The organism is Glaciimonas sp. GNP009, from assembly GCF_054343755.1.
The window spans coordinates 3790947-3813206 of sequence record NZ_JBTGUV010000004.1 but is presented as its reverse complement, the minus strand read 5'-3'; the positions used below and the strand labels follow the sequence as shown (position 1 = coordinate 3813206).

Annotated in this window: 14 protein-coding genes; 9 read left to right on the top strand and 5 right to left on the bottom strand. The window is 49.0% G+C overall.

The genetic code is table 11. The features are described 5' to 3' along the window. Positions 1–56 precede the first annotated feature (56 nt). Complete coding sequence (locus ACXX82_RS17790) at positions 57–875, bottom strand: carbon-nitrogen hydrolase family protein (RefSeq protein WP_416186818.1); 819 nt, start codon at positions 873–875, stop codon at positions 57–59. Between the two features lie 154 nt (positions 876–1029). Further along, on the bottom strand, positions 1030–5277 hold the full coding sequence (locus tag ACXX82_RS17785) for a YhdP family protein (protein WP_323506945.1): 4248 nt from the start codon (positions 5275–5277) through the stop codon (positions 1030–1032). A gap of 317 nt (positions 5278–5594) precedes the next feature. Between ACXX82_RS17785 and glnE the strand changes: the two genes are divergently transcribed. Then, positions 5595–8384: a bifunctional [glutamate--ammonia ligase]-adenylyl-L-tyrosine phosphorylase/[glutamate--ammonia-ligase] adenylyltransferase gene (gene glnE, locus ACXX82_RS17780; RefSeq protein ID WP_323506944.1), complete on the top strand. Its 2790-nt coding sequence runs from the start codon at positions 5595–5597 to the stop codon at positions 8382–8384. Between the two features lie 191 nt (positions 8385–8575). Here glnE and gap read toward each other — a convergent pair whose 3' ends face one another. The 3 genes from gap to tkt all read right to left on the bottom strand — a co-directional run bounded on the left by gap (position 8576) and on the right by tkt (position 12313). Next, positions 8576–9586, bottom strand: coding sequence for a type I glyceraldehyde-3-phosphate dehydrogenase (gene gap / locus ACXX82_RS17775; protein WP_322236999.1), 1011 nt, complete (start codon positions 9584–9586; stop codon positions 8576–8578). A 142-nt stretch (positions 9587–9728) separates the two neighbouring features. Then, the gene (locus ACXX82_RS17770) at positions 9729–10322 is read right to left on the bottom strand and encodes a GNAT family N-acetyltransferase (protein WP_323506943.1); all 594 of its coding nucleotides are present in this window, start codon (positions 10320–10322) and stop codon (positions 9729–9731) included. After that, positions 10319–12313, bottom strand: a complete 1995-nt coding sequence (gene tkt / locus ACXX82_RS17765; RefSeq protein WP_323506942.1) for a transketolase — start codon at positions 12311–12313, stop codon at positions 10319–10321. Before tkt ends, ACXX82_RS17770 begins: the two co-directional genes overlap by 4 nt. Before the next feature lie 473 nt (positions 12314–12786). Between tkt and ACXX82_RS17760 the strand changes: the two genes are divergently transcribed. The 8 genes from ACXX82_RS17760 to ACXX82_RS17725 all read left to right on the top strand — a co-directional run bounded on the left by ACXX82_RS17760 (position 12787) and on the right by ACXX82_RS17725 (position 22168). Beyond that, positions 12787–13512, top strand: coding sequence for a 16S rRNA (uracil(1498)-N(3))-methyltransferase (locus tag ACXX82_RS17760; RefSeq protein ID WP_322240528.1), 726 nt, complete (start codon positions 12787–12789; stop codon positions 13510–13512). A 290-nt stretch (positions 13513–13802) separates the two neighbouring features. Continuing rightward, positions 13803–14261 carry a YidB family protein gene (locus ACXX82_RS17755; RefSeq protein WP_322236994.1) on the top strand — a complete coding sequence of 153 codons (459 nt, stop codon included), beginning with the start codon at positions 13803–13805 and terminating at the stop codon, positions 14259–14261. 217 nt (positions 14262–14478) lie between these two features. Then, entirely contained in the window at positions 14479–15456 is a 978-nt protein-coding gene (locus ACXX82_RS17750; protein ID WP_322236992.1) for a bifunctional riboflavin kinase/FAD synthetase, read from the top strand. A gap of 146 nt (positions 15457–15602) precedes the next feature. Continuing rightward, positions 15603–18506, top strand: a complete 2904-nt coding sequence (gene ileS, locus ACXX82_RS17745) for an isoleucine--tRNA ligase (protein WP_458563399.1) — start codon at positions 15603–15605, stop codon at positions 18504–18506. A gap of 153 nt (positions 18507–18659) precedes the next feature. Then, complete coding sequence (gene lspA / locus ACXX82_RS17740) at positions 18660–19181, top strand: signal peptidase II (RefSeq protein WP_322236990.1); 522 nt, start codon at positions 18660–18662, stop codon at positions 19179–19181. A 43-nt stretch (positions 19182–19224) separates the two neighbouring features. Further along, a complete protein-coding gene (gene coaBC, locus ACXX82_RS17735) occupies positions 19225–20436 on the top strand; it encodes a bifunctional phosphopantothenoylcysteine decarboxylase/phosphopantothenate--cysteine ligase CoaBC (protein WP_458564022.1) in 1212 nt (403 codons plus the stop codon). A gap of 173 nt (positions 20437–20609) precedes the next feature. Beyond that, entirely contained in the window at positions 20610–21059 is a 450-nt protein-coding gene (gene dut, locus ACXX82_RS17730; protein ID WP_322236989.1) for a dUTP diphosphatase, read from the top strand. Next, complete coding sequence (locus ACXX82_RS17725) at positions 21059–22168, top strand: M48 family metalloprotease (protein WP_322236987.1); 1110 nt, start codon at positions 21059–21061, stop codon at positions 22166–22168. Before dut ends, ACXX82_RS17725 begins: the two co-directional genes overlap by 1 nt. Positions 22169–22260: the final 92 nt, after the last annotated feature.

Genomic DNA, 22260 nt, shown 5'->3' with positions numbered 1-22260 from the left:
AGCCTCTTTCGGATATCTGCGGGTCTACTCCGAGACATTCATTAAAGCAAAAGAAATTACAACTTCCGATGTCGCAAAGCTGGCAGATTTTCACGCACTTGTCGCATGTAATCGGCGTCGATCTCGCCGCTGACGACACCTTCGCCTTCAGGCAGTACCATTTTGATTTCGCCCCAAGGATCAATCAACATACTGTGGCCCCATGTGCGGCGGCCATTCGGATGTTTACCGCCTTGCGCGGCAGCTAAAACATAGCATTGATTTTCGATGGCGCGGGCACGCAATAAAATTTCCCAGTGCGCTTTACCGGTCGTGTAAGTGAAGGCGGCCGGCATCACAATTAAACTGCAATCGCCCATGGCGCGGTACAACTCAGGAAAGCGCAAGTCATAGCATACTGAAAGGCCAACTTTGCCACATGGTGCATTGAAAGTGGTGACGTCTTTGCCATAAGAAATGGTGCGCGCCTCGTCGTACGATTCTTCGCCTTTATTAAAACTAAATAAGTGAATTTTATCGTAATGACTCAACTGCTCGCCGCCAGGGCCATACACCAACGTGGCGTTAAGCACTTTGCCTGACTCTTGCGAGATAAGCGGCAACGTGCCGCCGATCAAATGAATATTATGTTCTTTTGCCAGCCCTGCCATAAAACGTTGAATAGGGCCAGCGCCAAGAGATTCGGCAATGGTCACTTTGTCGCTATCTTGCCATCCCATGATCGGCCAATATTCAGGCAGTAAAACTAATTGCGCACCTTGCTGTGCCGCTTCAGCGACCAATTTTCGCGCGGTAGAAAAATTTTCTTCAACCTGCGGCGTCGACACCATTTGTATGGCGGCAATTTTGAATGGGCTTGTAGCTTGATTCATCATATTTCGACTCCGACTCTCAGGTTAATGTGATTTGCGCTATTTTTTTAAAGCGATACAGCTACTGAATAATTGATGGTGATTGCTTTGCTTTTAATTTTTACTTTTAATTTTTACTTTTAATCTTTGCTTTTAATCTTTGCTTTTAATGTTAACTCTAATGATTTTCGATGACAGTTGTAGCATTACTTTTGCCTTCAGACTGATCGTCTTTATGCCCGATTTTCTTCACTATCGGATCTTTCCATGGACCAGTAATATCATACTCAAAAGTGAAAGCCCGCATCAACGGATCACGTAGAAATAACTGGGCTAAAAAAGTACCGATGCCAACCACAGGATTGATTGCCAATACTGCCAGCGAGGCCGCACCCGCATTAATTTCCGGAAGAACAGCGACATGCAAATTCTGCGTTTCCTGAGCAATGTCAGCGCTACCACTCAACAAAACCGTCGCCGCCACACTACGCATCTTGAAGTTATCAGTGGTTGCCTTGCCTTGCGCAATCGTCGCCGTGGCGGTGACGCTGTCGAACGCAAACCCTTCCGAAAATACATCCCTGAAATCTAGTGTCAGGCGACGCGGCAATGACTGCAGGCTGAGTACGCCCAGCAACTTGGCTGCACCGGGATCGACTTTGAGAAATTGACCCTGTTGCATATCCAGATTAATCTGTCCTGTTAGTGATGGTATATCAATTGAAAACGGCAATCCCTTCCATGTAACATCGCCATCCATCCGCCCTTTGGTGCTCTTAAGGATATGGGCGAAACCAAAACGTTCGAGCAATTTTCCTGCATCATTGACGTCTAGCGCATAAGTTAAATTGGTCAAGTTATTGTCATTGACCGTGGTCCATTTGCCCGCTGCCTTGAGTTCGGCATCGGGATTGCGAATGGACAATCGCCGTATACGCCATTCGCTACCGACATCGGCATGCACGTTGTCAGCAACCAGTTCCAGCCGACCTAATTTTTTATCCATTAACTGAAAATCTTCAGCAACGATATCAAGACCCGGTATCTCGGTCGCAGCATCTTTGCTCTCTAATATTTCTTTCACATCCGACGTCGCGTTCTCTGGAATGATCAGCGATGACAAGCGTGCTGTGACCTTACCAAGGCCGTGCCCAGAACTGACCGTATTCCAGGTCACGTAACCAGATGCCTGAGTAGAGTCGATATTTGCCTGCCATATATTTTTTTGATGCGATGCGCCCACCACCACATTGTTCAGCTTTTTTCCCATGAGAATCAATTCACCAGCCCGGACCGCCACTACCTCCGGTTTGACATATTGGGCGATACCAGCAAGTTGCGCTGGATCTGTGATAGCTTTATTAGCCGAGCCATCGTTAGCAGCGCCTGCCAGATCACTCCACTGATCAAGGTTTAACGATTTCGCATTCAGATTAATGACCACTCCGCTATCGGGTTCCGGTATAGGTGCATTGACCCCGATACCGCCACGCAATACTTTCCATTCGGCTTCTTTGTCGATGGATTTCTGCCGTTGATAGCGTGCAGCCATCGCCGCGCCCAAAGATATACGAATTTCGTCACGTAAAAATAATGGATCATTAGACGTTACGCCGACCCATTCAAATTTAAGTGGCAAGCTGTCATTAGCAGCCTTTTGCAATGGTGCGGGGAAATTCAATGTCAGCCCTTGTAAACTGGAATCAACCAGCAATTCGGTATGATGATCATGGATAGATACGGTTGCGCTGTAGCGACTGGCACCACTGGCATGACTGAAAATACTTTGCGCGTTGGCACTTGGATACACTATTTTTAACCCATCCAGCGTTGCCACACCGTCAATCTTGATTTTGCTCTGACCATCTGGCTGCGTGCCACCACTGGCCTGAACCGGACCGCCAAGAAAAGAACCCTTGAGTCCATTTAGATTGAACCCTTTTTGATTGAATTCAAGTTTGCCATTGACGCCTTGTAATGGCGGAATGATCTTTTGCAACACAACGTCATTGTTAAAAAATTGGACCGTACCATTGACTTTAGAATCGAATGCATGCGCCAAGGGAATGTGAAGATCGAGATTGAGTTGCGCGTTGCCCTTGCCTTCAGACTCATTCGTAAAACCACCAATCCAGTGCTCAACTGGACTGTTATTAACAAAGGACAGAAAATCGCCGAGCGCACCGGCACCTTTCCCCTCAATATTGAGCATTCCATCATGCGACAATAAATCCGGAACCGTTGCGACCACATTGCTCAACGCCACGTTAGTCGTTTTAGCGCTATCAGCCTTAATTTGCAACCGTGTCCTGTCCACGGCAATCGTTCCGTTAATTTTTTCCAGAAGCGGCCACAAGGGTTGCTTGCCGTCCTGACCAAAAATACCAGGATCATATTCCATTGTTCCGTTATCAATCTTACCGAAAACGCTAAACTCACCCTTGGCTTTTGCGGTAGGATCGTTCGCTGGCGTATTAAATGGAAAATGTGCAAGATCACCTTTAAGTTTAATCGTTACGTCACGTGCGGTCCCGTCTTTCAATGCGCCAACCAACCAGTGTCGCAAATGCTCAGGGGTGTGTAACGGCAAATAAGACCCGATAGTATTTATTTGAAACATGCTTATCTGGCCGGTTATATCGATCATTCCGAGACCACCGTCATGACGCCCTAACGGCAACAAATGGGTGCCCGATAGTGATCCGGCGGCTCCATCCTGCACAAAATTCAGGCTATCAATTTGTATCAGCAGATTTTTGCCCTGCCTTGGGATTGATGGTGAGGGTAACGCTTTCTGAGCTAATTTTTCTAACATGCCATCCTGAACCTGCCAATGCGCCTTTAAGTCCAGGTGCTGGAACGGCATCACCGGTTGCACAAAATAGCCGGGCAAGGTCACTGACATTTTGTCCGACGCAACGTTGAGCGAACCGCCTGACTGACTAACGTCGATACTGCCAGTAATATTATCAACGCCAGGAATAGCTGACATGGCCGGTTGCGCTGGCTGGGATGCCGTTTTTGGTTGAGCAACTCGAGACGACTGCGCAGCTAGGCTCAGTCCTTTAAACTGTCCCTTAGCATGATAAGCGGTAACTGCTGGATAAGTGCCCTGCCACTGGGCTGAGAAATTGTGTAACTCGCCACGCGGTGCATAGTCGTTCAGCATCTGGACTTGTGACTTGGTCAACGGCAAGCGCTGAGCAAAATCAGCTAAGGTTTGCAGTACAAGCCTGTCGGCGCTTAAAGAGTATTTTTCTGGCCGACTACCTTTGGCTGGCAAATAAGACTCATTAATGGTGGTGCGCGGAAGGACCAAACCGTCCATGGTTTCGAACGAAAAATCCGTCAACGAAATATGATGCCCGTTGCTACCGAAGGTCGGTACGCCATCTGCTGATGACGGTCCGATTTCTTCCTGCGCGGAAATCCGACCATGTACCTGACGCAAAGTCAGGAGCGCTAAATCTTTGCGCAAACGTACCGACAAATCGGCTAATTCCACATCGGCAGCAAAATCGACCACCTTGGCATGATCAAGATCAAGCCAGGCTCTTACCGCGCCCTTTCCTTGATTTAGTTCAATCGGATAATCGACGTAAGCTTTCCAGAGTGTTAAATCTGTATTCCGAATGTCCGCGTAAAGCGTTCCCTTCCAACGAGAAATATCGGCTTTCTTCCGAGCAAACACTGGATGCGTGAATTCAGCGCGCAGATCAATCGGCGTAGAAAATGTCGCAGGTGGCGTTGCCCGCACTGATAGCCGATGGTGACGCCAACGGTTGTTTATTACCACATCAACATTCGTGAGCGCTAGTTCTGGTGCGCCCCGCAACTTATCGTTCCAGCTGACACGTCCTTGACGAATCACAATTTGATTTTGTGCCAAAACCCATTCTGCACCGCCGCCGCCATTCTCGGATTTGGGATTAATTGGAATCCCGGCGATAAACAAGTTACCTGCCGTATCGCGTTCTATTTGTAGATTCGGGCGATCAACTTCTAATGAATCAAGGCGCAGCGTACCTAACAATAACGAACGCCAGGATAGTGTGGCAGCAACTTGCGGCAAACTTAAAGCAGGTGATTTTTTTTGATCCGCAACAATGACATCGGTCAACGTCAGCGTCGGTTGCAAACCGTCCCATGATGCCGCAATCGTTCCAATTGATATCGGAGATCCAAGCGCACTGCTGACGATTTGTTCAACGTTACTTTTGTAGTGGCTAATATTTGGCAGAACCACATAACGCAGCGTCAGAAACACCCCACAAAATATAAAATACGCCACGACCAAGGTCTTCAGCACAAACCCGACCAAATGGTGTGTTAGCAGGTTAATACGTTGGTATGCGCTCGTAATCGCACGCCACAATAGTGTGATTCGAGGCACGGCGACAGGATTATTTTGTTGCTTTTTAGACATCAATCAATGGGGAAAATTGGTGATTTAAAAACGAAATGGCGCAATAACGCAAGACAAACAGAAAACAAACATACATCAACGATGCAGAGAAAATAAAAATAAACCTACTTTCCGCTTAGTGACGCAATCAGACTCAAAATACCCCTCTATGTTCGCACGTATCGTTATCGATAAATATCAAAACCCTTAAAACCCGACAAAAGTATTCCAAATCCATTCCATCCGCGGCATCATGCGTACTTACTCACTGTGCGATGCTTAATGTCTAGAGTCACACGCGTAGTGATTCAATTAGTCAAACCGTATTCATTACTTGAATGTCAAACGCCGTGACGCAATCCCTCATTAGCACCGATGCCGCCTCTCATTTTTATACTCGCTGGATTAGCGCGGAAGCGGGCCGCGCAGAAAAAGTTGCGGGATTAGCGCAATTATCCCTAAGCCAGACGCCTTTTGCACTGCTGTTACAAAATGAAATAGATTCCGGCATGCCGTTACCGCGTGCGATGCGCCGTTTGCGGAATTTGATTGTCTGCACGTTAATTGCGCGTGATATAACTGGTGTGGCAGATTTGGAAGAAGTCGTCACTACGATGACCGTATTCGCCGATTTTGCGGTCAAAACGCATCTCGCCAGCGTCATGAGCGAGATGGTCGGGCTGCACGGCATGCCGATTGGTAAAGAGTCTGGCTTACCGCAAGAACTGATCATCCTTGGCATGGGTAAACTGGGTGGTGGCGAACTCAATGTATCGTCCGACATCGATTTGATTTTTGTGTACGCGGAAGACGGTGATACCGTCACCGATAGCACTGAACAGCGTCCTTTATCAAATCATGAGTTTTTTATACGTTTGGGCAAAAAACTGATCACCGCCATATCCGAAATCACTCAGGACGGCTTTACTTTTCGGGTTGATATGGCATTGCGTCCAAACGGCGCATCGGGTCCGCTCGTCGCCAGTTTAAATATGGTCGAGAACTATCTGGTCACGCAAGGTCGGGAATGGGAGCGCTACGCATGGTGCAAAGCGCGCGCAATGACCGGTCGACCTGAAGACATTGTCGCGCTTGAGAGCATCTCTCGCCCTTTCGTATTCCGACGCTATCTGGATTACGGCACGATCGATGCCATGCGGCTGATGCACAGACAAATCCGGGCGGAAGTCACCCGCCAGGAAGCTTTACATCCTGATCGCAACAATAACGTCAAACTGGGACGTGGTGGAATCCGGGAAATCGAATTTCTGGCGCAGGTATTCCAATTGATACGGGGCGGACGTGAGCATGATCTGCGTGACCGCTCGACCCGTAAAACCTTGCGCACGTTAGTTGACAAGAATTTGCTGACTGCCGAGGTCGTCGACCAACTGTTGGAAGCGTATGATTTTTTGCGTAATCTCGAACATCGTTTGCAATACCTCGATGATGCGCAAACCCATACCCTGCCGGTTAGCGATGCCGAACGTCTGATCATCGCTCAATCGATGGGATTTGGCGATACCGAGACTTTACTCAACGAACTTGAAAAACGTCGCGTGCTGGTTGCGGCTCAGTTTGATGCTATTTTTAGCGACAAACAAGATAAGCAAAATAAACAAAATGGACAACACAATGCCGCCAATAATGAGGCACAAAATATCCTCTGCGCCCTGAGCGACCGCGACAGTGTGGACGTCATCGAAAGCGTATTGACTTCACTAGGCTTCGGCGATGTCACCGATAATGCGCGCCGCCTTGCCTCGTCCTGGCAATCTGGACGCATACAGAACTTACCCGAAATTAGTCGCAATCGCTATACGGCGTTAATCAACGTTGCGCTGCCTATCATTGGCAAACTGTCAGAATCCAAAAATAGCACTGAATCGACCTCACAACACATTACGCTTGGCCGACTGCTTGATTTTCTCGATACTATCGCTCGTCGCGCTGCCTATCTGGCATTATTAACAGAGTATCCCGGAACCTTGCTTCGCGTGATCCGTATGATCGGCGCAAGTGACTGGGCAGCTAAGTTCCTGACGCTTCATCCTATCCTACTTGATGAATTGCTGGACGACCGTAGTCTCCATGACGATCCTGACTGGCCACAATTTGCCCAAGATTGCCGACGTCAGATGGACGCCGTCGCAGGTGATACTGAGCGTCAGCTTGATTTATTGCGGGAACTCCATCACGCCCAATTGTTTCGATTGTTGGCGCAAGATCTGGAAGGCAAGCTAAGCGTCGAGGTCTTATCTGATTACTTATCCTTGCTTGCAGATATTTTAGTCGACACCACCATTCAGTCGGTCTGGAAAACCTTCCCAAATCGTCATCGCGAAGTGCCCAAATTCGCCGTTATTGCTTATGGAAAGTTGGGAGGGAAGGAGTTAAGCTACGCGTCCGATCTTGACGTGGTCTTCCTCTACGACGATGCCGATCAGGATGCACCTGCGCTATACGCCAAACTGGCACAGCGGTTTATTACCTGGATGACGAGTCACACTTCCGCTGGAATACTATTCGATATCGATATCGCTTTACGTCCGGATGGCGCCAGTGGTTTACTGGTATCAACGTTTGCCACATTCGAAAAATATCAACGACAGTCAGCGTGGTTATGGGAACATCAAGCGTTAACCCGCGCGCGGTTTTGCTCAGGCGACAGCGATATTGGTGAACGCTTCGAAGCCCTTCGTGTTGATGTTTTGCGTCAGGTCCGCGATCCGCTCAAACTGGAACAGGAAGTGCGCGCTATGCGCCAAAAAATGCGAGACGCCAATCGCAATCGTAGCGATCTATTTGATCTCAAACACGATGAAGGTGGGATGATCGACATCGAGTTTTTGGTACAGTTTTTAATCTTGCGACATTCCGCGCTACACCCTGAACTCACCGCCGACATTGGCAATATCGCATTATTAAAATTATGTGGCGAGTTAGGCTTGATTGATGCGGAACTCGCGAGCGAAGCTGCAAATGCTTATCGCCATTATCGCAAGTTGCAACATCAGCGCCGCCTTCAGGGTGACGAGCGAGCGCGGGTATCGCCGGGTTGGGTTGCCGCTGAAACACCCATAGTCAAGAAGCTGATGGCATCAGTATTTACGGCCACTACGCATTAAACTTATGATGCAGTTGATGGGAAAGCGGTCTAATTTCCCATCAACTTAATCGCTCAAACCATCAAACTCATCATGTGATTTGATCCTTAAAAACGCAGAATCATAACGTAATAACGTTTACTCTCTGCAAGTTAAGGTCGTTAAAAAGCCCCGACTAGCGGGGCTTCGGAAAATTCAGGTAACCGTTAAGATTACTTGGCTTCCATCAATGCCACAGTGGTATCCAGCATGCGGTTCGAGAAACCCCATTCGTTATCATACCAGCTCGACACTTTAACCAAATTGCCAGAAACTTTGGTCAATGTTGCATCAAAATTGGACGATGCAGGATTGTGGTTGAAATCGACTGAAACCAATGGCTCAACGTTATAAGTCAGTACACCTTTCAGTGAACCTTCCGAGGCTTCTTTCAGGATGGCATTGACTTCATCGACCGTTGTTTCGCGTGCAGAAACAAACGACAGGTCGACCAACGACACGTTGATGGTTGGCACGCGAATGGCGAAACCGTCCAACTTACCGTTCAATTCTGGCAAGACCAAACCAACCGCGGCAGCTGCGCCGGTTTTGGTGGGAATCATGCTCATGGTTGCTGAACGGGCCCGACGCAAATCTTCGTGATAGACATCTGTCAACACTTGATCATTAGTATAAGAATGAATCGTTGTCATCAAACCATTTACCACGCCAATTTTGTCATTCAATGGCTTAACCAATGGGGCTAGACAGTTGGTGGTGCAAGATGCATTCGAAATGACAGTGTCAGTCGACTTCAAGACATTGTGATTAACGCCAAAAACAATCGTCGCATCAACATCTTTGCCGCCCGGTGCCGAAATGATTACTTTCTTGGCGCCGCCATGAATATGCGCGCTAGCTTTTTCTTTGGTGGTAAAGAAGCCCGTGCATTCCAAAACAACGTCAACCTTCAGCTCACCCCATGGAAGTTCAGCTGGATTGCGTTGTGCAAATACCTTAATACGGTCTCCGTTAACAACAATCGCGTCGCCATCCACTGTCACAGTACCGGGAAATTTACCGTGTGCTGTATCGTATTGGGTCAAATGCGCATTCGTTTTTGGATCACCCAAATCGTTAATCGCGACGATTTCGATGTCATGCTTCTTGCCGCCTTCGTAATGCGCGCGGAGGATGTTGCGGCCGATGCGGCCGTAGCCATTAATTGCAACGCGAATAGTCATGCTTTTCTCCTAAGGTATGAACAAAAATTTACTTCAGACGATTGTGTACAATCGTCGTTGCCTGAGTGCGTTAAGCCTGCTTAGAGCCTGAGTTTTATTCTTATGCGGCTCGTATTAGCATTGCTTTAGCATTACCCTGCATTCAATTAACACGTATCGTACGCCAGCCGTAACCAACTTCCTGCATCTCCAGATCATCCCAGATAAATGTTTGCTCGGTCAGCAATTCTCCACCTAACTTGGTATAAAACTGTCGGGCAATGTCATTTTGTGACAATACCCAGGCCAGCATATTGTTTGCACCCGCGCTGGCAAGCGTCGATGCTACGTGCGCGACTAACCGACGACCAATACCAGCACGCTGCACCGATGGAATTAAATAAATCGCAGTCAGCTCACTATCGAAACCCAACTTCGGCTCACTGAGCGTCATACCTGCAGCAAACCCGACAATTTCACCATCAATTTCAGCGACAAAAACACAAGCCGCATCGGATGCTGCATGCAGTATGCGCGTCCACAATGCCGTACTTTCGTCAACTTTCATGCTATCGAGATAAGCGACAGGAAGAATTCCACGATAAGTTGCACGCCAGCTATCAATGCGCACCCCAGCGATCACCCCGGCATCGGCCACAGTACCGCGACGCACCGAAAAGTCACCAACTATATTGGCGAAATCGGTGACGTCGGCCACCTCAGGAACACTTTTAATTTTCTTTATACCCACGCTCATGCCAGGGTCAGTTTGACTTTGTCCACCACATTTTCCACTGTGAAACCAAAGTGCTTAAACAAGACGCCAGCCGGAGCCGACTCACCGAAAGTATCCATTCCAACAACTGCGCCCTCAAGACCAACATATTTATACCATGTTGAAGTGACGCCAGCCTCAATCGCCACACGTGGCAAGCCACGGGTGAGAACACTCGCCTTATAGGACGCTTCCTGACGATCAAACACATCAGTGCTTGGCATTGAGACGACGCGTACTGCGATGCCTTCAGCGGCCAACGCGTCGGCCGCCTTGACTGCTAATTCAATTTCAGAGCCAGTCGCAATGATGATGCCTTTCGCGTCTTTAGCATCTTTGAGAACGTAGCCGCCGCGTGCGATGTCCGCAATTTGCGTCGGATTACGTTGTTGAAATGGCAGATTCTGGCGTGAGAAAATCAATGTACTCGGACCATCATGGCGCTTGACTGCATAACCCCACGCAACCGCTGATTCCACCGTATCGCATGGACGCCAGTTATCCAGATTCGGAATCAGGCGCAGGCTTGATACATGCTCAACAGATTGGTGGGTTGGACCATCTTCGCCAAGACCGATCGAGTCGTGCGTAAAGACAAATATCGAACGAATTTTCATCAATGCGGCCATACGCAACGCATTGCGGCTGTAATCAGAAAAGGTCAAAAAGGTCGCGCCAAATGGAATGTAACCACCATGCAAGGTGATCCCGTTCATCATCGCGCTCATCCCGAATTCGCGCACGCCATAATTGATATGGTTACCCGGTTGGTCGGCACGAACGGCGACGCACTCTTTCCAGTTAGTCAGATTGGAACCAGTCAAATCAGCGGAACCGCCGAGGAATTCAGGCAATACCGGAGCCAAAGCCTGAATTGCATTTTGACTCGCTTTACGCGTCGCGATAGTTTCTTGCTTTTCAACACATGTGGCAACGTAAGCGCTCAGCGTCTGATCAAAATTGCCAGGTAACTCGCCCTTCATACGACGCGTCAGTTCAGCGGCCTGGGTTGGAAATTCAGCGCTGTAAGCAGCAAATAAAGTATTCCATTGATCTTCAAAACGTTGACCTTGCACCTTGGCATCCCATGCGGCATAAACATCCTCAGGAATTTCAAACGGTGCTGAAGTCCAGCCCAATGCTTCGCGCACTGCGGCGATTTCTTTGTCGCCCAATGCTGCGCCGTGAACTTTATCGGTACCAGCCAGATTAGGAGAGCCTTTACCGATCACTGTTTTGCAGCAAATCAGGGTTGGTTTGTCGGCTAATTTGGCTTGATGGATGGCAGCATTCACTGCCTCAACATCGTGCCCGTCTACACTGCGGATCACGTGCCAACCGTAGGCTTCAAAACGTTTTGGGGTGTCATCCTTAAACCAACCTTCGACATGACCGTCAATCGAAATACCGTTATCGTCATATAGCACAATCAATTTGGAGAGACGCAATGTACCCGCTAGCGAACACGCTTCGTGCGAGATACCTTCCATCAAACAACCGTCACCCACAAAAGTGTAAGTGTAATGATCGACAACTGGAAAGGCTGGCTGGTTGAATTCTGCGGCCAACAATTTTTCAGCCAATGCCATGCCGACTGCATTGGTTAAACCCTGCCCCAGCGGACCCGTCGTGGTTTCAATTCCAGGCGTGACGTCCAGTTCCGGATGACCCGGTGTTTTGGAGTGCATTTGACGAAAATTACGTAACTCGTCCATCGGCAGGTCGTAGCCGGTCAAATGCAATAACGCGTATTGCAACATTGAACCATGTCCGTTCGACAACACAAATCGATCCCGATTGATCCATTTTGGATTGGTGGGATTATGCCGATAGTGCTTCGCCCACAGCGCCACAGCGATATCGGCCATGCCCATTGGCATACCTGGATGGCCGGAATTGGCTTTTTGTACTGCATCCATTGCCAAAGCGCGGATCGCATTGGCCATCTTCGAGGTCGGGAGTGTGGTGGTCATGGTTTTTACAGTTAGGCAATGGTTGTTCGTGCAGGGCGCAGCAAGCGGCGAAAAAATGACGTTTTAGGCTTGCGTCCAAAGAGATAGCACTAAAGCGCGATATTTTACCAAAATGCCGAGTCCTACGTTGCAAAAACACGTCGACTAGCATTTTTAGAGGCAAAAATAAATAGTTTTAAGGATCGAAATACAGATTCAGCTGCTCTCATTTCAAATGAGAAACAAACAGATGAACAAGGCGACAAACAAGCTGATGGATAAAGAATTCATTTTTACTTCGTGATCACCAACGCGATCAAAACGAATTAGTTGGGTTAACTCTTCCAAATAAACCTCTACTAAGGCGAATAGCCGTGATCAAAATAGCGATTCCGGTCAACTTCCGTCATACTAAGCCATCTTACGGCAAGCTAATAGGTCTCTATTCTATTTGCTCAACCTATTACAGTTGCCACTCACATTCTTTCGATCCTATGCCGCGTTTTTACATCCCTAATTCACTTGAAATTGGTTCCCATTTAGCACTACCGGAATCGGTGGCGCATCATATCCAAGTGCTCCGTCTTGCACTTGGGACCCCGATTACATTATTCAATGGAGGCGGCGGTGAGTTCACTGCCACTATCATTAGCATCGAAAAAAAGCGCGTCAGTGTAGAAATCAAAACTTTCTCGCCACGTGAAGCTGAATTGCCTTACGCCATCACTCTGGCGCAGGCGCTGCCCGAATCGTCAAAGCTGGACTGGATCATTGAAAAAGCCGTTGAGTTGGGCGCTGCCGGCATTCAACCTCTGTCAGCACAGCGCTGTGTCGTGCGATTTTCCAGCGATCGGGTCGAAAAAAAACAAGCACATTGGCAAGCTGTCATTGTCGCCGCGGCGGAGCAAAGCGGACGCAATCGATTGCCCCATTTAGCCCCGCTCACCTCCCTCAATGAATGGTTAGGTCAACAAGACTTACATAAGCGGATTATCTTGTCCCCGCGCGGAGAAGAGTCTTTGTCAAACTGGGCCCGCCATCAACCGCCGCAATCGGTGGCGCTATTGATAGGTCCGGAAGGTGGTTTTACCGAGTTAGAAGAGCGAGCCGCGTGCGCTCAAGGCGCATTGATGCTGTCTATGGGCGCAAGAATATTACGTACTGAAACAGCGGGGCTCGCAGCGCTGGCAGCGATAAATGGTATCTGGGGAGAAATGTAATTAGTGTCGGTCATTTGCACAAGATGCAATAAAATCTATCACGCCAAAATTAACATGCTATTTTGATAAATTTAAATCATAAACATCCATTCTGATCAGTCGTCCGCAACAAAATTTGTTTCCATATTGCAAATAATACAGTGCTTTTAGGCAATATTATTAGTAAAAACTCGCATTGAGGGTCGCAGTCGTCCACATTTAGCCCTATAGTTAGGTGGGTATCGCCGTCGGTTACCCGTTCTTTTTTAATTCGCTTCATATTGGTATCCGTTTTTACTGAGGAGAAAATCATGGGATTATTAGATGGCTTGCTTGGCGCGGTCAGCGGCAATCAAGGAGAGTCAGGGCAAACGAACGATCCCAAAGCGATGCTGATACAAGCCGCGCTTAGCATGCTAACCAATCATTCTGGTGCTGGTGTAGGTGGCGCAGAGGGTGGTTTAGGCGGTCTACTGAGCAAATTTCAGGCTGCCGGACTGGGTGACGTGGTGAGTTCATGGGTCAGCAACGGCCAAAATCAAGCGATATCCCCAGATCAGGTCCAACAGGCGTTAGGCGGTGGTCAACTAGAACACTTGGCACAAGCTACCGGACTTTCTGAAGGCGAAACTGCCAGCCATTTATCAGAAATACTACCTGGATTGATTGATAAATTAACCCCTAATGGAGAGGCTTCTGAATCCGGTGGTGGTTTGAGCGGGCTTGCGGGTATGCTTGGCGGCCTACTCGGCGGTAACAAATCCGCTTAAATCGGTGACTTTTCCTTAAGTAATACCGGTCATTAATTGCGGAGAATAATACCGCGAAGCTTGGAAAATCGCCCTTTTGAGGCGATTTTTTCATCGTTTCTTCCTTTTCAAACACAAATAAAACAAAGAACGACCAACCATTCCAACGGTAGGTAGGAGTTGCGACGCGAAAGCATTTATAATCTATGGTTTTGCAACATCTTTCCCGGCCACTTCTATGAAGGTATTTCGCGGACTTCCCAACGCAGAATCGCGTGCGCCCTGCGCTCTGACGATCGGCAACTTTGACGGCGTACATCGCGGCCATCAGATTTTGCTCGCGCACGTGCGCAAAGCCGCGACCGAATTAGGTCTCGATGCTGCCGTGATGACATTTGAGCCACATCCGCGTGAATTTTTTGCTCAGCATTTCCAACATCCGGTCATATTGCCAACCCGCGTAGCCAATTTGCGTGACAAGTTGCAATCGTTGGCGCAAGCCGGTATTGACCGCGTGATCGTCGAACATTTCAATGCGCATTTTTCCGCTCTGTCGCCGCAAGACTTTATCGAAAAAGTATTAGTACAAGGCCTGCATATCAAATGGTTGATGGTAGGCGAAGATTTTTGCTTTGGCGCGCGCCGCGCTGGCAATATCGCAACGCTGATTGAAGCCGGGAAAAAATACGGTTTTCAGGTAAAAACCTTACCAAATGTGATGAACGACGGAACACGCGTGTCCTCATCGGCAGTACGTCTCGCATTGGCGAATGGTGACTTTGCCGCTGCAAGAACCTTATTAGGCCATCCTTATTCCATCTCAGGACACGTTGTTCATGGAAAAAAATTAGGGCGGACGTTGGGGTTTCCTACATTGAATCTGCGCGTTCACCATAAACGACCTGCGTTGTCGGGCATTTTTGCAGTGCGGGTCCACGGACTAACAGAGCAGCCTTTACCCGCCGTAGCCAGTATTGGCACACGCCCTACCGTCGACAAAAGCGGGCATGTGCTGCTAGAAGCCTTTATCCTTGACTACTCTGGCGATTGTTACGGCAAAGTGGTAAAGGTCGAATTTTTAAAAAAATTGCGCGACGAAGAAAAGTACGTTGATCTGCCAACATTAACTGCGGCAATCCAGCGCGATGTTGAAAATACACGGGATTACTTTCGCCAGCACGATAGCGCCGCCATTTCAGCGACCGACCGAATTTGAGGCGTGTTGCAACATGAAGCGCCGGTTGCAGCAGATAAGGTTGTCGCACTGAGTCTGTGACATATTGGTGCCATCCCAAGGGGTGCAAAGCTTACCGCAATCGCCACTTTGCCACAGACATCCACTGAATTCAATTGAAGAAAATTATGTCCGACCAGCCAACTCAAGTACCTAAGCCAGAAAATAACAAGGCCGCAAAAGTAACTAAGCCACAAAGCAAATATCCGGTCAATATGACCGAAACAGCTTTCCCTATGCGTGGCGATCTTGCCAAGCGAGAGCCGCAATGGGTAAAAGAGTGGCAAGAAAAAAAGGTGTATGAGCACATTCGCAAAGCCTCTAAAGCCCGCCCTAAATTTATCCTGCATGACGGCCCACCGTATGCAAATGGCGAGATCCATTTAGGTCATGCGGTGAACAAAATTCTGAAAGACATGATCGTTAAAGCGCGCAATATGGCTGGCTTTGACGCGCAATACGTGCCCGGTTGGGATTGTCACGGCATGCCGATCGAAATCCAGATCGAAAAGAAATATGGCAAAAATCTGCCCGTGGCGGAAGTACAGGCAAAAGCACGCGCTTATGCCAACGCCCAGATTGATTTGCAGCGCAAAGACTTCATCCGGCTAGGCGTATTGGGCGAATGGGATAATCCCTACAAGACCATGAACTTCAGCAACGAAGCAGATGAGTTACGCGCGCTCGGCACGATACTCGAAAAAGGGTATGTGTATCGGGGTCTGAAGCCGGTCAACTGGTGTTTCGATTGCGGCTCGGCACTAGCTGAAGCGGAAGTCGAATATCAGGATAAGCGTGACCCATCGATTGATGTCGGCTTCCCGTTTGCAGAACCAGAAAAACTTGCCACCGCATTCGGCCTGTCAGCGTTGCCGATCGATAAAGGCTACGTCGTTATCTGGACCACCACGCCGTGGACCATCCCTTCTAATCAGGCGCTCAACGTCCATCCTGAAGTCGACTATGCCTTAGTGGAGACGGTCCGCAATGGCGAACCGCTTTTGCTGATTTTGGCGCAAGATCTGGTTGCCGCATCACTGGTCCGCTTCGGACTTGAAGGCAGCGTCATCGCGACCTGTAAAGGCGCGGCACTGTCGCTGATCAATTTCAAACATCCGCTAGCCACTGCACATGCTGGTTATGACCGTTTGTCGCCAGTCTATTTAGGCGACTACGTCACCACTGACAGCGGCACCGGTATCGTTCATTCGGCACCCGCTTATGGTATCGAAGACTTTATTTCCTGCAAAGCGCATGGCCTCAAAGACGATGACATTATCAGTCCGGTCATGGGTGATGGACGCTATGCATCGTCACTGCCGTTATTTAATGGCCTGACAATCTGGGAAGCGTCGAAACCCATCTGCGCGACACTGGAAGAAGTTGGTAGCTTATTTAAGCTAGAGATGTTTGATCACAGTTATATGCATTGCTGGCGTCATAAAACACCCATCATCTACCGCGCCACATCGCAATGGTTTGCCAGCATGGATAACTTGCCAACAGATGGCGGTGATAGCTTACGCAAAACTGCCATCCGCGCTATTGAAGACACGTCTTTTTTCCCTGCATGGGGTAAAGCCCGGTTGCATGGCATGATTGTCAATCGTCCCGACTGGACGCTCTCGCGCCAACGCCAATGGGGCGTGCCGATGGCCTTCTTCGTCCATAAAGAAACCGGCGACCTGCATCCGCGTACGCCAGAATTGCTAGAGCAAATCGCACTATTAATCGAAAAAAGCGGCATCGAAGCGTGGCAAGCATTGGACCCAAAGGACCTGCTCGGCGACGAAGCTGATCTTTATACAAAAAATAAAGACACGCTGGATGTCTGGTTTGACTCGGGCCTGACACATCAGACAGTGCTGCGCGGATCGCATCATCTGCAATCGCAGTTCCCGGCTGATCTGTACCTGGAAGGCTCGGACCAACATCGCGGTTGGTTCCACTCGTCATTATTGACTTCCTCAATGCTGAATGGCCGTGCGCCCTATAAAGCGCTGTTGACACACGGTTTTGTGGTCGATGGTGAAGGCAAAAAAATGTCGAAGTCGTTGAAAAACGGCATCGAACCACAGAAAGTATCGGACACACTCGGTGCCGAAATTTTGCGTTTGTGGGTTGCCTCCAGCGATTATTCTGGCGAAATCACGATCTCTGACGAGATTTTGAAACGCGTCACCGAATCGTATCGTCGCATCCGTAATACGCTGCGCTTTCTATTGGCGAACACTTCCGACTTCAACCCATTGACTGACGCGGTACCAATTGGTGAGTTGCTGGAAATCGACCGTTATGCCATTGCTAGCATGACGCAACTACAAGTTGATGTTTTGCAACATTACGAAGGTTATGAGTTTCACCCGGTTATCTCGAAATTGCAGATGTATTGCTCGGAAGACCTGGGTGGTTTCTACCTCGACATTTTGAAAGATCGGCTATACACCGGTGGTGTTACATCGCACGCGCGACGTTCGGGCCAAACCGCGATATGGCACATTACCCAAGCCTTGCTGCGCCTGATCGCACCAACGTTGTCATTTACAGCAGAAGAAGCCTGGTCGTTCTTTGCCAGCAAAGATGCTTATGCCGACAGTGACGAGACGATCTTTACGCAAACCTATTACACGCTTCCTGTCATTGATGGCGCTGCGACATTGATCGAAAAATTCAATGCCTTACGCACGTTGCGTGCCGATGTCACCAAACGTCTGGAAGAAGTGCGTGCTGCTGGCGGTATTGGTTCGTCGCTGCAAGCTGAGGTTGAGTTGAAGGTCACGGCTAGTAAATACGCACTGTTGAACAGCCTTGGCGATGATCTTAAATTTATCCTGATTACTTCCGCAGCCACCGTGACAGAAGTCGCATCGGCAGCCGAAGAAACTATCTTGGTAACGCCATCATCCCAACAAAAATGTGAGCGCTGTTGGCACTATCGCGCTGATGTCGGCAGCCACGCCGAGCATGTTGGTTTATGCGGACGTTGTGTTTCTAACCTGTTTGGCAGCGGTGAAGACCGCCATTTTGCCTAAGCTGCTGATTGCATAGAGTACAAAGACCAGCTTTAACTGAACGGCCCGAAATCAATCTGTATTATTTTCGGGTCGTAAATCATCTTGATGGTTTTTGTTTGTATTTGCTTTATATCCGGCACCACTGATTCTTGCTTGCTGAACCCTATATTTATGGCCACTAAAAAACGCTCTGTATCGTCGAACTCGCACTCATCCTCTAAATTAAGTGCAGGATTGCTTCCCTGGATGGGAATCGCAGGGCTCGTAATTCTTATTGATCAATTGACCAAAGTCACCATCACGCGGATGTTCAGTTATGGCGAATCCCATCCGGTAACGGCGTTCTTCAACCTTGTGTTGGTGTACAACCCTGGCGCCGCATTCAGTTTTCTGGGATCTGCGTCAGGATGGCAGCGCTATTTTTTTACGGGCGTTGGTATAGCCGCCGCGATTTTCATTGTTTTTCTGCTTAAACGTCACGCTGGACAACGCATGTTTTGTACTGCGCTGGCGTTAATACTCGGCGGTGCGCTGGGCAATGTAACGGACCGTATCGCTTATGGGCACGTGATCGACTTTTTGGATATATACATTGGGCGCTGGCATTGGCCTGCATTCAATATCGCCGATAGCGCGATTTGCATAGGCGCGGTATTGTTCGTCATAGATGAGCTGCGTCGTGTCAATAAATAAGCAACTTGCACTACTTTTTTGAAGTTTTATCCCGGGAGTAATGATGGATCTCGCTGGTAAAAAAATTGTTCTCGGCCTTACCGGAGGCATTGCCTGCTACAAAGCGGCGGAATTCACGCGTGCATTGATCAAAGCAGGTGCATCGGTACAGGTCGTCATGACACAGGGTGCGCTCCAATTTATCACCCCGATTACGATGCAAGGCTTATCGGGACAGCCAGTGTTTACTGATCAATGGGACGCACGTATCGGCAATAACATGCCGCATATTGATCTGACGCGGGACGCCGATGCGATCGTGATTGCACCTTGCTCGACTGATTTCATGGCTAAACTAGCCTACGGCGTCTGCGATGACCTATTATCGACGTTGTGTGTGGCGCGACAAGCACGACTACCGCTATTGATTGCGCCCGCCATGAACGTGGAAATGTGGCAAAACCCCGCTACGCAACGCAACGCAAAACAATTGTTAGCAGACGGCATTCAATTGCTTGGCCCTGCCGCGGGAGATCAGGCTTGCGGTGAAGTCGGCCTGGGTCGCATGCTGGAGGTTGACCAGCTTTTGGCAGAAGTCATTTCATCCTTTCAGCCCAAAATACTCAAAGGTAAACGCTTGCTGCTGACTGCTGGCCCCACCTTTGAAGCAATTGATCCGGTGCGCGGCATAACCAATCTTTCGTCCGGAAAAATGGGCTACGCGATTGCCCGCGCCGCACGTGAAGCTGGTGCTGAAGTCACCCTCATATCAGGACCAACTGCTCTGCCGATTCCATATGGCGTGCGCTGCCTTAATGTTCTTAGCGCCCAGCAAATGCATGATGCTGTGTTATCGCATGTGACAGGCCAGAATATTTTTGTGGCTGTCGCAGCGGTCGCGGATTGGTACGTCGCCAATGCGAGTGATCAAAAACTGAAGAAGAATGCGGAGGGTAGCACGCCCGAATTGGTATTTGCCCAAAATCCCGACATACTGGCGGCGGTTGCCGCTCTGCCCTTGCCGCAACGACCTTACTGTGTCGGCTTTGCGGCAGAATCCGAAAACCTGCTCGAATATGCCGAAGCAAAACGTCAACGGAAAAATGTGCCGCTACTGGTTGGCAATATCGGTCACGATACATTTGGAAAAGACGAGAACCAACTTGTCCTATTCGACGTCAAAGGTCATAGCAGTTTTCCGCGTGCGAATAAACTGCAACTTGCGCGTCAGCTCATTGCCGAAATTGCCGTACGTATCAACGTCGGCATCGTTTGATCTATCGTCAAATGCCATCGTAAGACGTGGACCGAAAGGGAAGTTAAGCGGCCATGGCGGTGACACAATCGCCACATTGCAGACGCTCGATAACCGCTTTATTACGCTTAGTTGCCGCATTGGCCGATTACTTGACTCACCTTTTTCAAAAAATTAGCTAAATAATTTATTATATGAAAACAATCGACGTAAAAATTCTTGATCCACGTATGCAGGATCAGCTACCCAAATATGCCACCGAAGGAAGTGCCGGTCTTGATTTACGTGCTTGCCTTGATGCGCCAATCACGATTAAGCCGGGTGAAACACATTTAGTACCAACTGGTCTGGCCATACACATCGGCGATCCAGCGTACGCAGCGATGATCTTACCGCGCAGTGGACTGGGCCATAAACACGGTATCGTATTGGGCAACCTGGTCGGCTTGATCGATTCCGATTATCAAGGGCAACTGATGATATCAACCTGGAATCGCGGCGACACTGATTTCGTTCTTAATCCGATGGAACGTTTGGCACAACTCGTCATCGTACCGGTCCTCCGAGTCGATTTTAATATTGTTGCTGATTTCGACAGCAGTGAGCGTGGGACCGGCGGCTTCGGTAGCACAGGAAAACACTGATGGAAAAATCTATGAAGGCAACACCTCCGCAATGGTTAGCTTTAAGACGAACTGCAATAATGTTACCGCTTGTCTTGCTAGCCGCCTGTGCGACGCAAGAGCCGAATCAGCCCACTGCAGTCACAACACCAACCGCTCATAAAACTCAACCAACACTGCAGCCAATCAAGCCACCGGCTAATCCTCAGCAAGCAGAATTGCGCGTAATCGTCACTCAGCAGGATCGTTTGTATGCTGTTGCAGCGCCATTGTTGGTTAATAATGCCGATCTTTGCCGGAACAATGCCCGCAACCTACTCGGCTTTACCGCAAAAACAAAATTCTCTTATTCGAGTGAGTTTATCGAGGCGGCCCAAGTTTCTTTAGGCTTGTCCGATCAACTACAAGTTACCGGCGTATTGGCTGGCAGCGGTGCTGCACAAGCTGGTGTCAAGCCCGGCGACTTACTCTCGACTATCGAAGGCAAACCAGTCCCGCCAGGACCAAATGCTGAGAGACTGGCCGCGCTCATGTTAGGACCGCTGGTCAGCCGAAGCGCAACCATCAATTTGGGCATGATTCGGAATGGGCATAACGTTAACCTCAACGTGCCATTAACCCGGGCCTGCGCATTTGGTGTCGAACTGGGAAATACAGAGAACGTTAACAGCTATGCGGATGGACGCCGTCTGCTGATTACATCGGGAATGGTCAAATTTGCCCAAACCGACGATGAGCTGGCCTATGTCATCGCCCGCGAGATGGCCCATAATTCGCTCATGCACGTCGTGAGACAAAGGATGACAGCCACTATGAGCGGCATTATCGACAACTTGATACGCCTCCGTCCTGATACCAGTTCATTATCTGGTAGTGCGGGCGTCAAACCTTATACGCAGCAATTGGACGTCGCCGCCGACAAACTTGCACTCTACATGGTGGCACGCGCTGGATATAAGATTGATAATGCAGGGGTATTTTGGCAACGTCTGGCAAACCAATACCCAGCGAGTGCTCCAAACGGTCATACGGCGATACATCCAGCCACTTCAGCACGGCTAGATATGATCCGAAAAACTATTACAGAGATTGAAGCCAAGCAAGCGATTGGCGCTGCTTTGACGCCTTAATGGTCTGCGCGGCAGCGTATGCGTTTTTCTGTGCCCTGCCGCTACTACAAACAGTCTTTCATTAGACTCAAACAATGCTTCGTTTGATCCAA

What these genes read in the sequence shown, in the direction of transcription:
- glnE (WP_323506944.1), top strand. Translation starts at nt 5,595, where the DNA reads ATGTCAAACGCCGTGACGCAATCCCTCATTAGCACCGATGCCGCCTCT.
- lspA (WP_322236990.1), top strand. Translation starts at nt 18,660, where the DNA reads ATGGCCACTAAAAAACGCTCTGTATCGTCGAACTCGCACTCATCCTCT.
- gap (WP_322236999.1), bottom strand. Translation starts at nt 9,586, where the DNA reads ATGACTATTCGCGTTGCAATTAATGGCTACGGCCGCATCGGCCGCAAC.
- ileS (WP_458563399.1), top strand. Translation starts at nt 15,603, where the DNA reads ATGTCCGACCAGCCAACTCAAGTACCTAAGCCAGAAAATAACAAGGCC.
- ACXX82_RS17755 (WP_322236994.1), top strand. Translation starts at nt 13,803, where the DNA reads ATGGGATTATTAGATGGCTTGCTTGGCGCGGTCAGCGGCAATCAAGGA.
- coaBC (WP_458564022.1), top strand. Translation starts at nt 19,225, where the DNA reads ATGGATCTCGCTGGTAAAAAAATTGTTCTCGGCCTTACCGGAGGCATT.
- ACXX82_RS17790 (WP_416186818.1), bottom strand. Translation starts at nt 875, where the DNA reads ATGATGAATCAAGCTACAAGCCCATTCAAAATTGCCGCCATACAAATG.
- ACXX82_RS17750 (WP_322236992.1), top strand. Translation starts at nt 14,479, where the DNA reads ATGAAGGTATTTCGCGGACTTCCCAACGCAGAATCGCGTGCGCCCTGC.
- ACXX82_RS17725 (WP_322236987.1), top strand. Translation starts at nt 21,059, where the DNA reads ATGGAAAAATCTATGAAGGCAACACCTCCGCAATGGTTAGCTTTAAGA.
- ACXX82_RS17770 (WP_323506943.1), bottom strand. Translation starts at nt 10,322, where the DNA reads ATGAGCGTGGGTATAAAGAAAATTAAAAGTGTTCCTGAGGTGGCCGAC.
- ACXX82_RS17760 (WP_322240528.1), top strand. Translation starts at nt 12,787, where the DNA reads ATGCCGCGTTTTTACATCCCTAATTCACTTGAAATTGGTTCCCATTTA.
- tkt (WP_323506942.1), bottom strand. Translation starts at nt 12,313, where the DNA reads ATGACCACCACACTCCCGACCTCGAAGATGGCCAATGCGATCCGCGCT.
- ACXX82_RS17785 (WP_323506945.1), bottom strand. Translation starts at nt 5,277, where the DNA reads ATGTCTAAAAAGCAACAAAATAATCCTGTCGCCGTGCCTCGAATCACA.
- dut (WP_322236989.1), top strand. Translation starts at nt 20,610, where the DNA reads ATGAAAACAATCGACGTAAAAATTCTTGATCCACGTATGCAGGATCAG.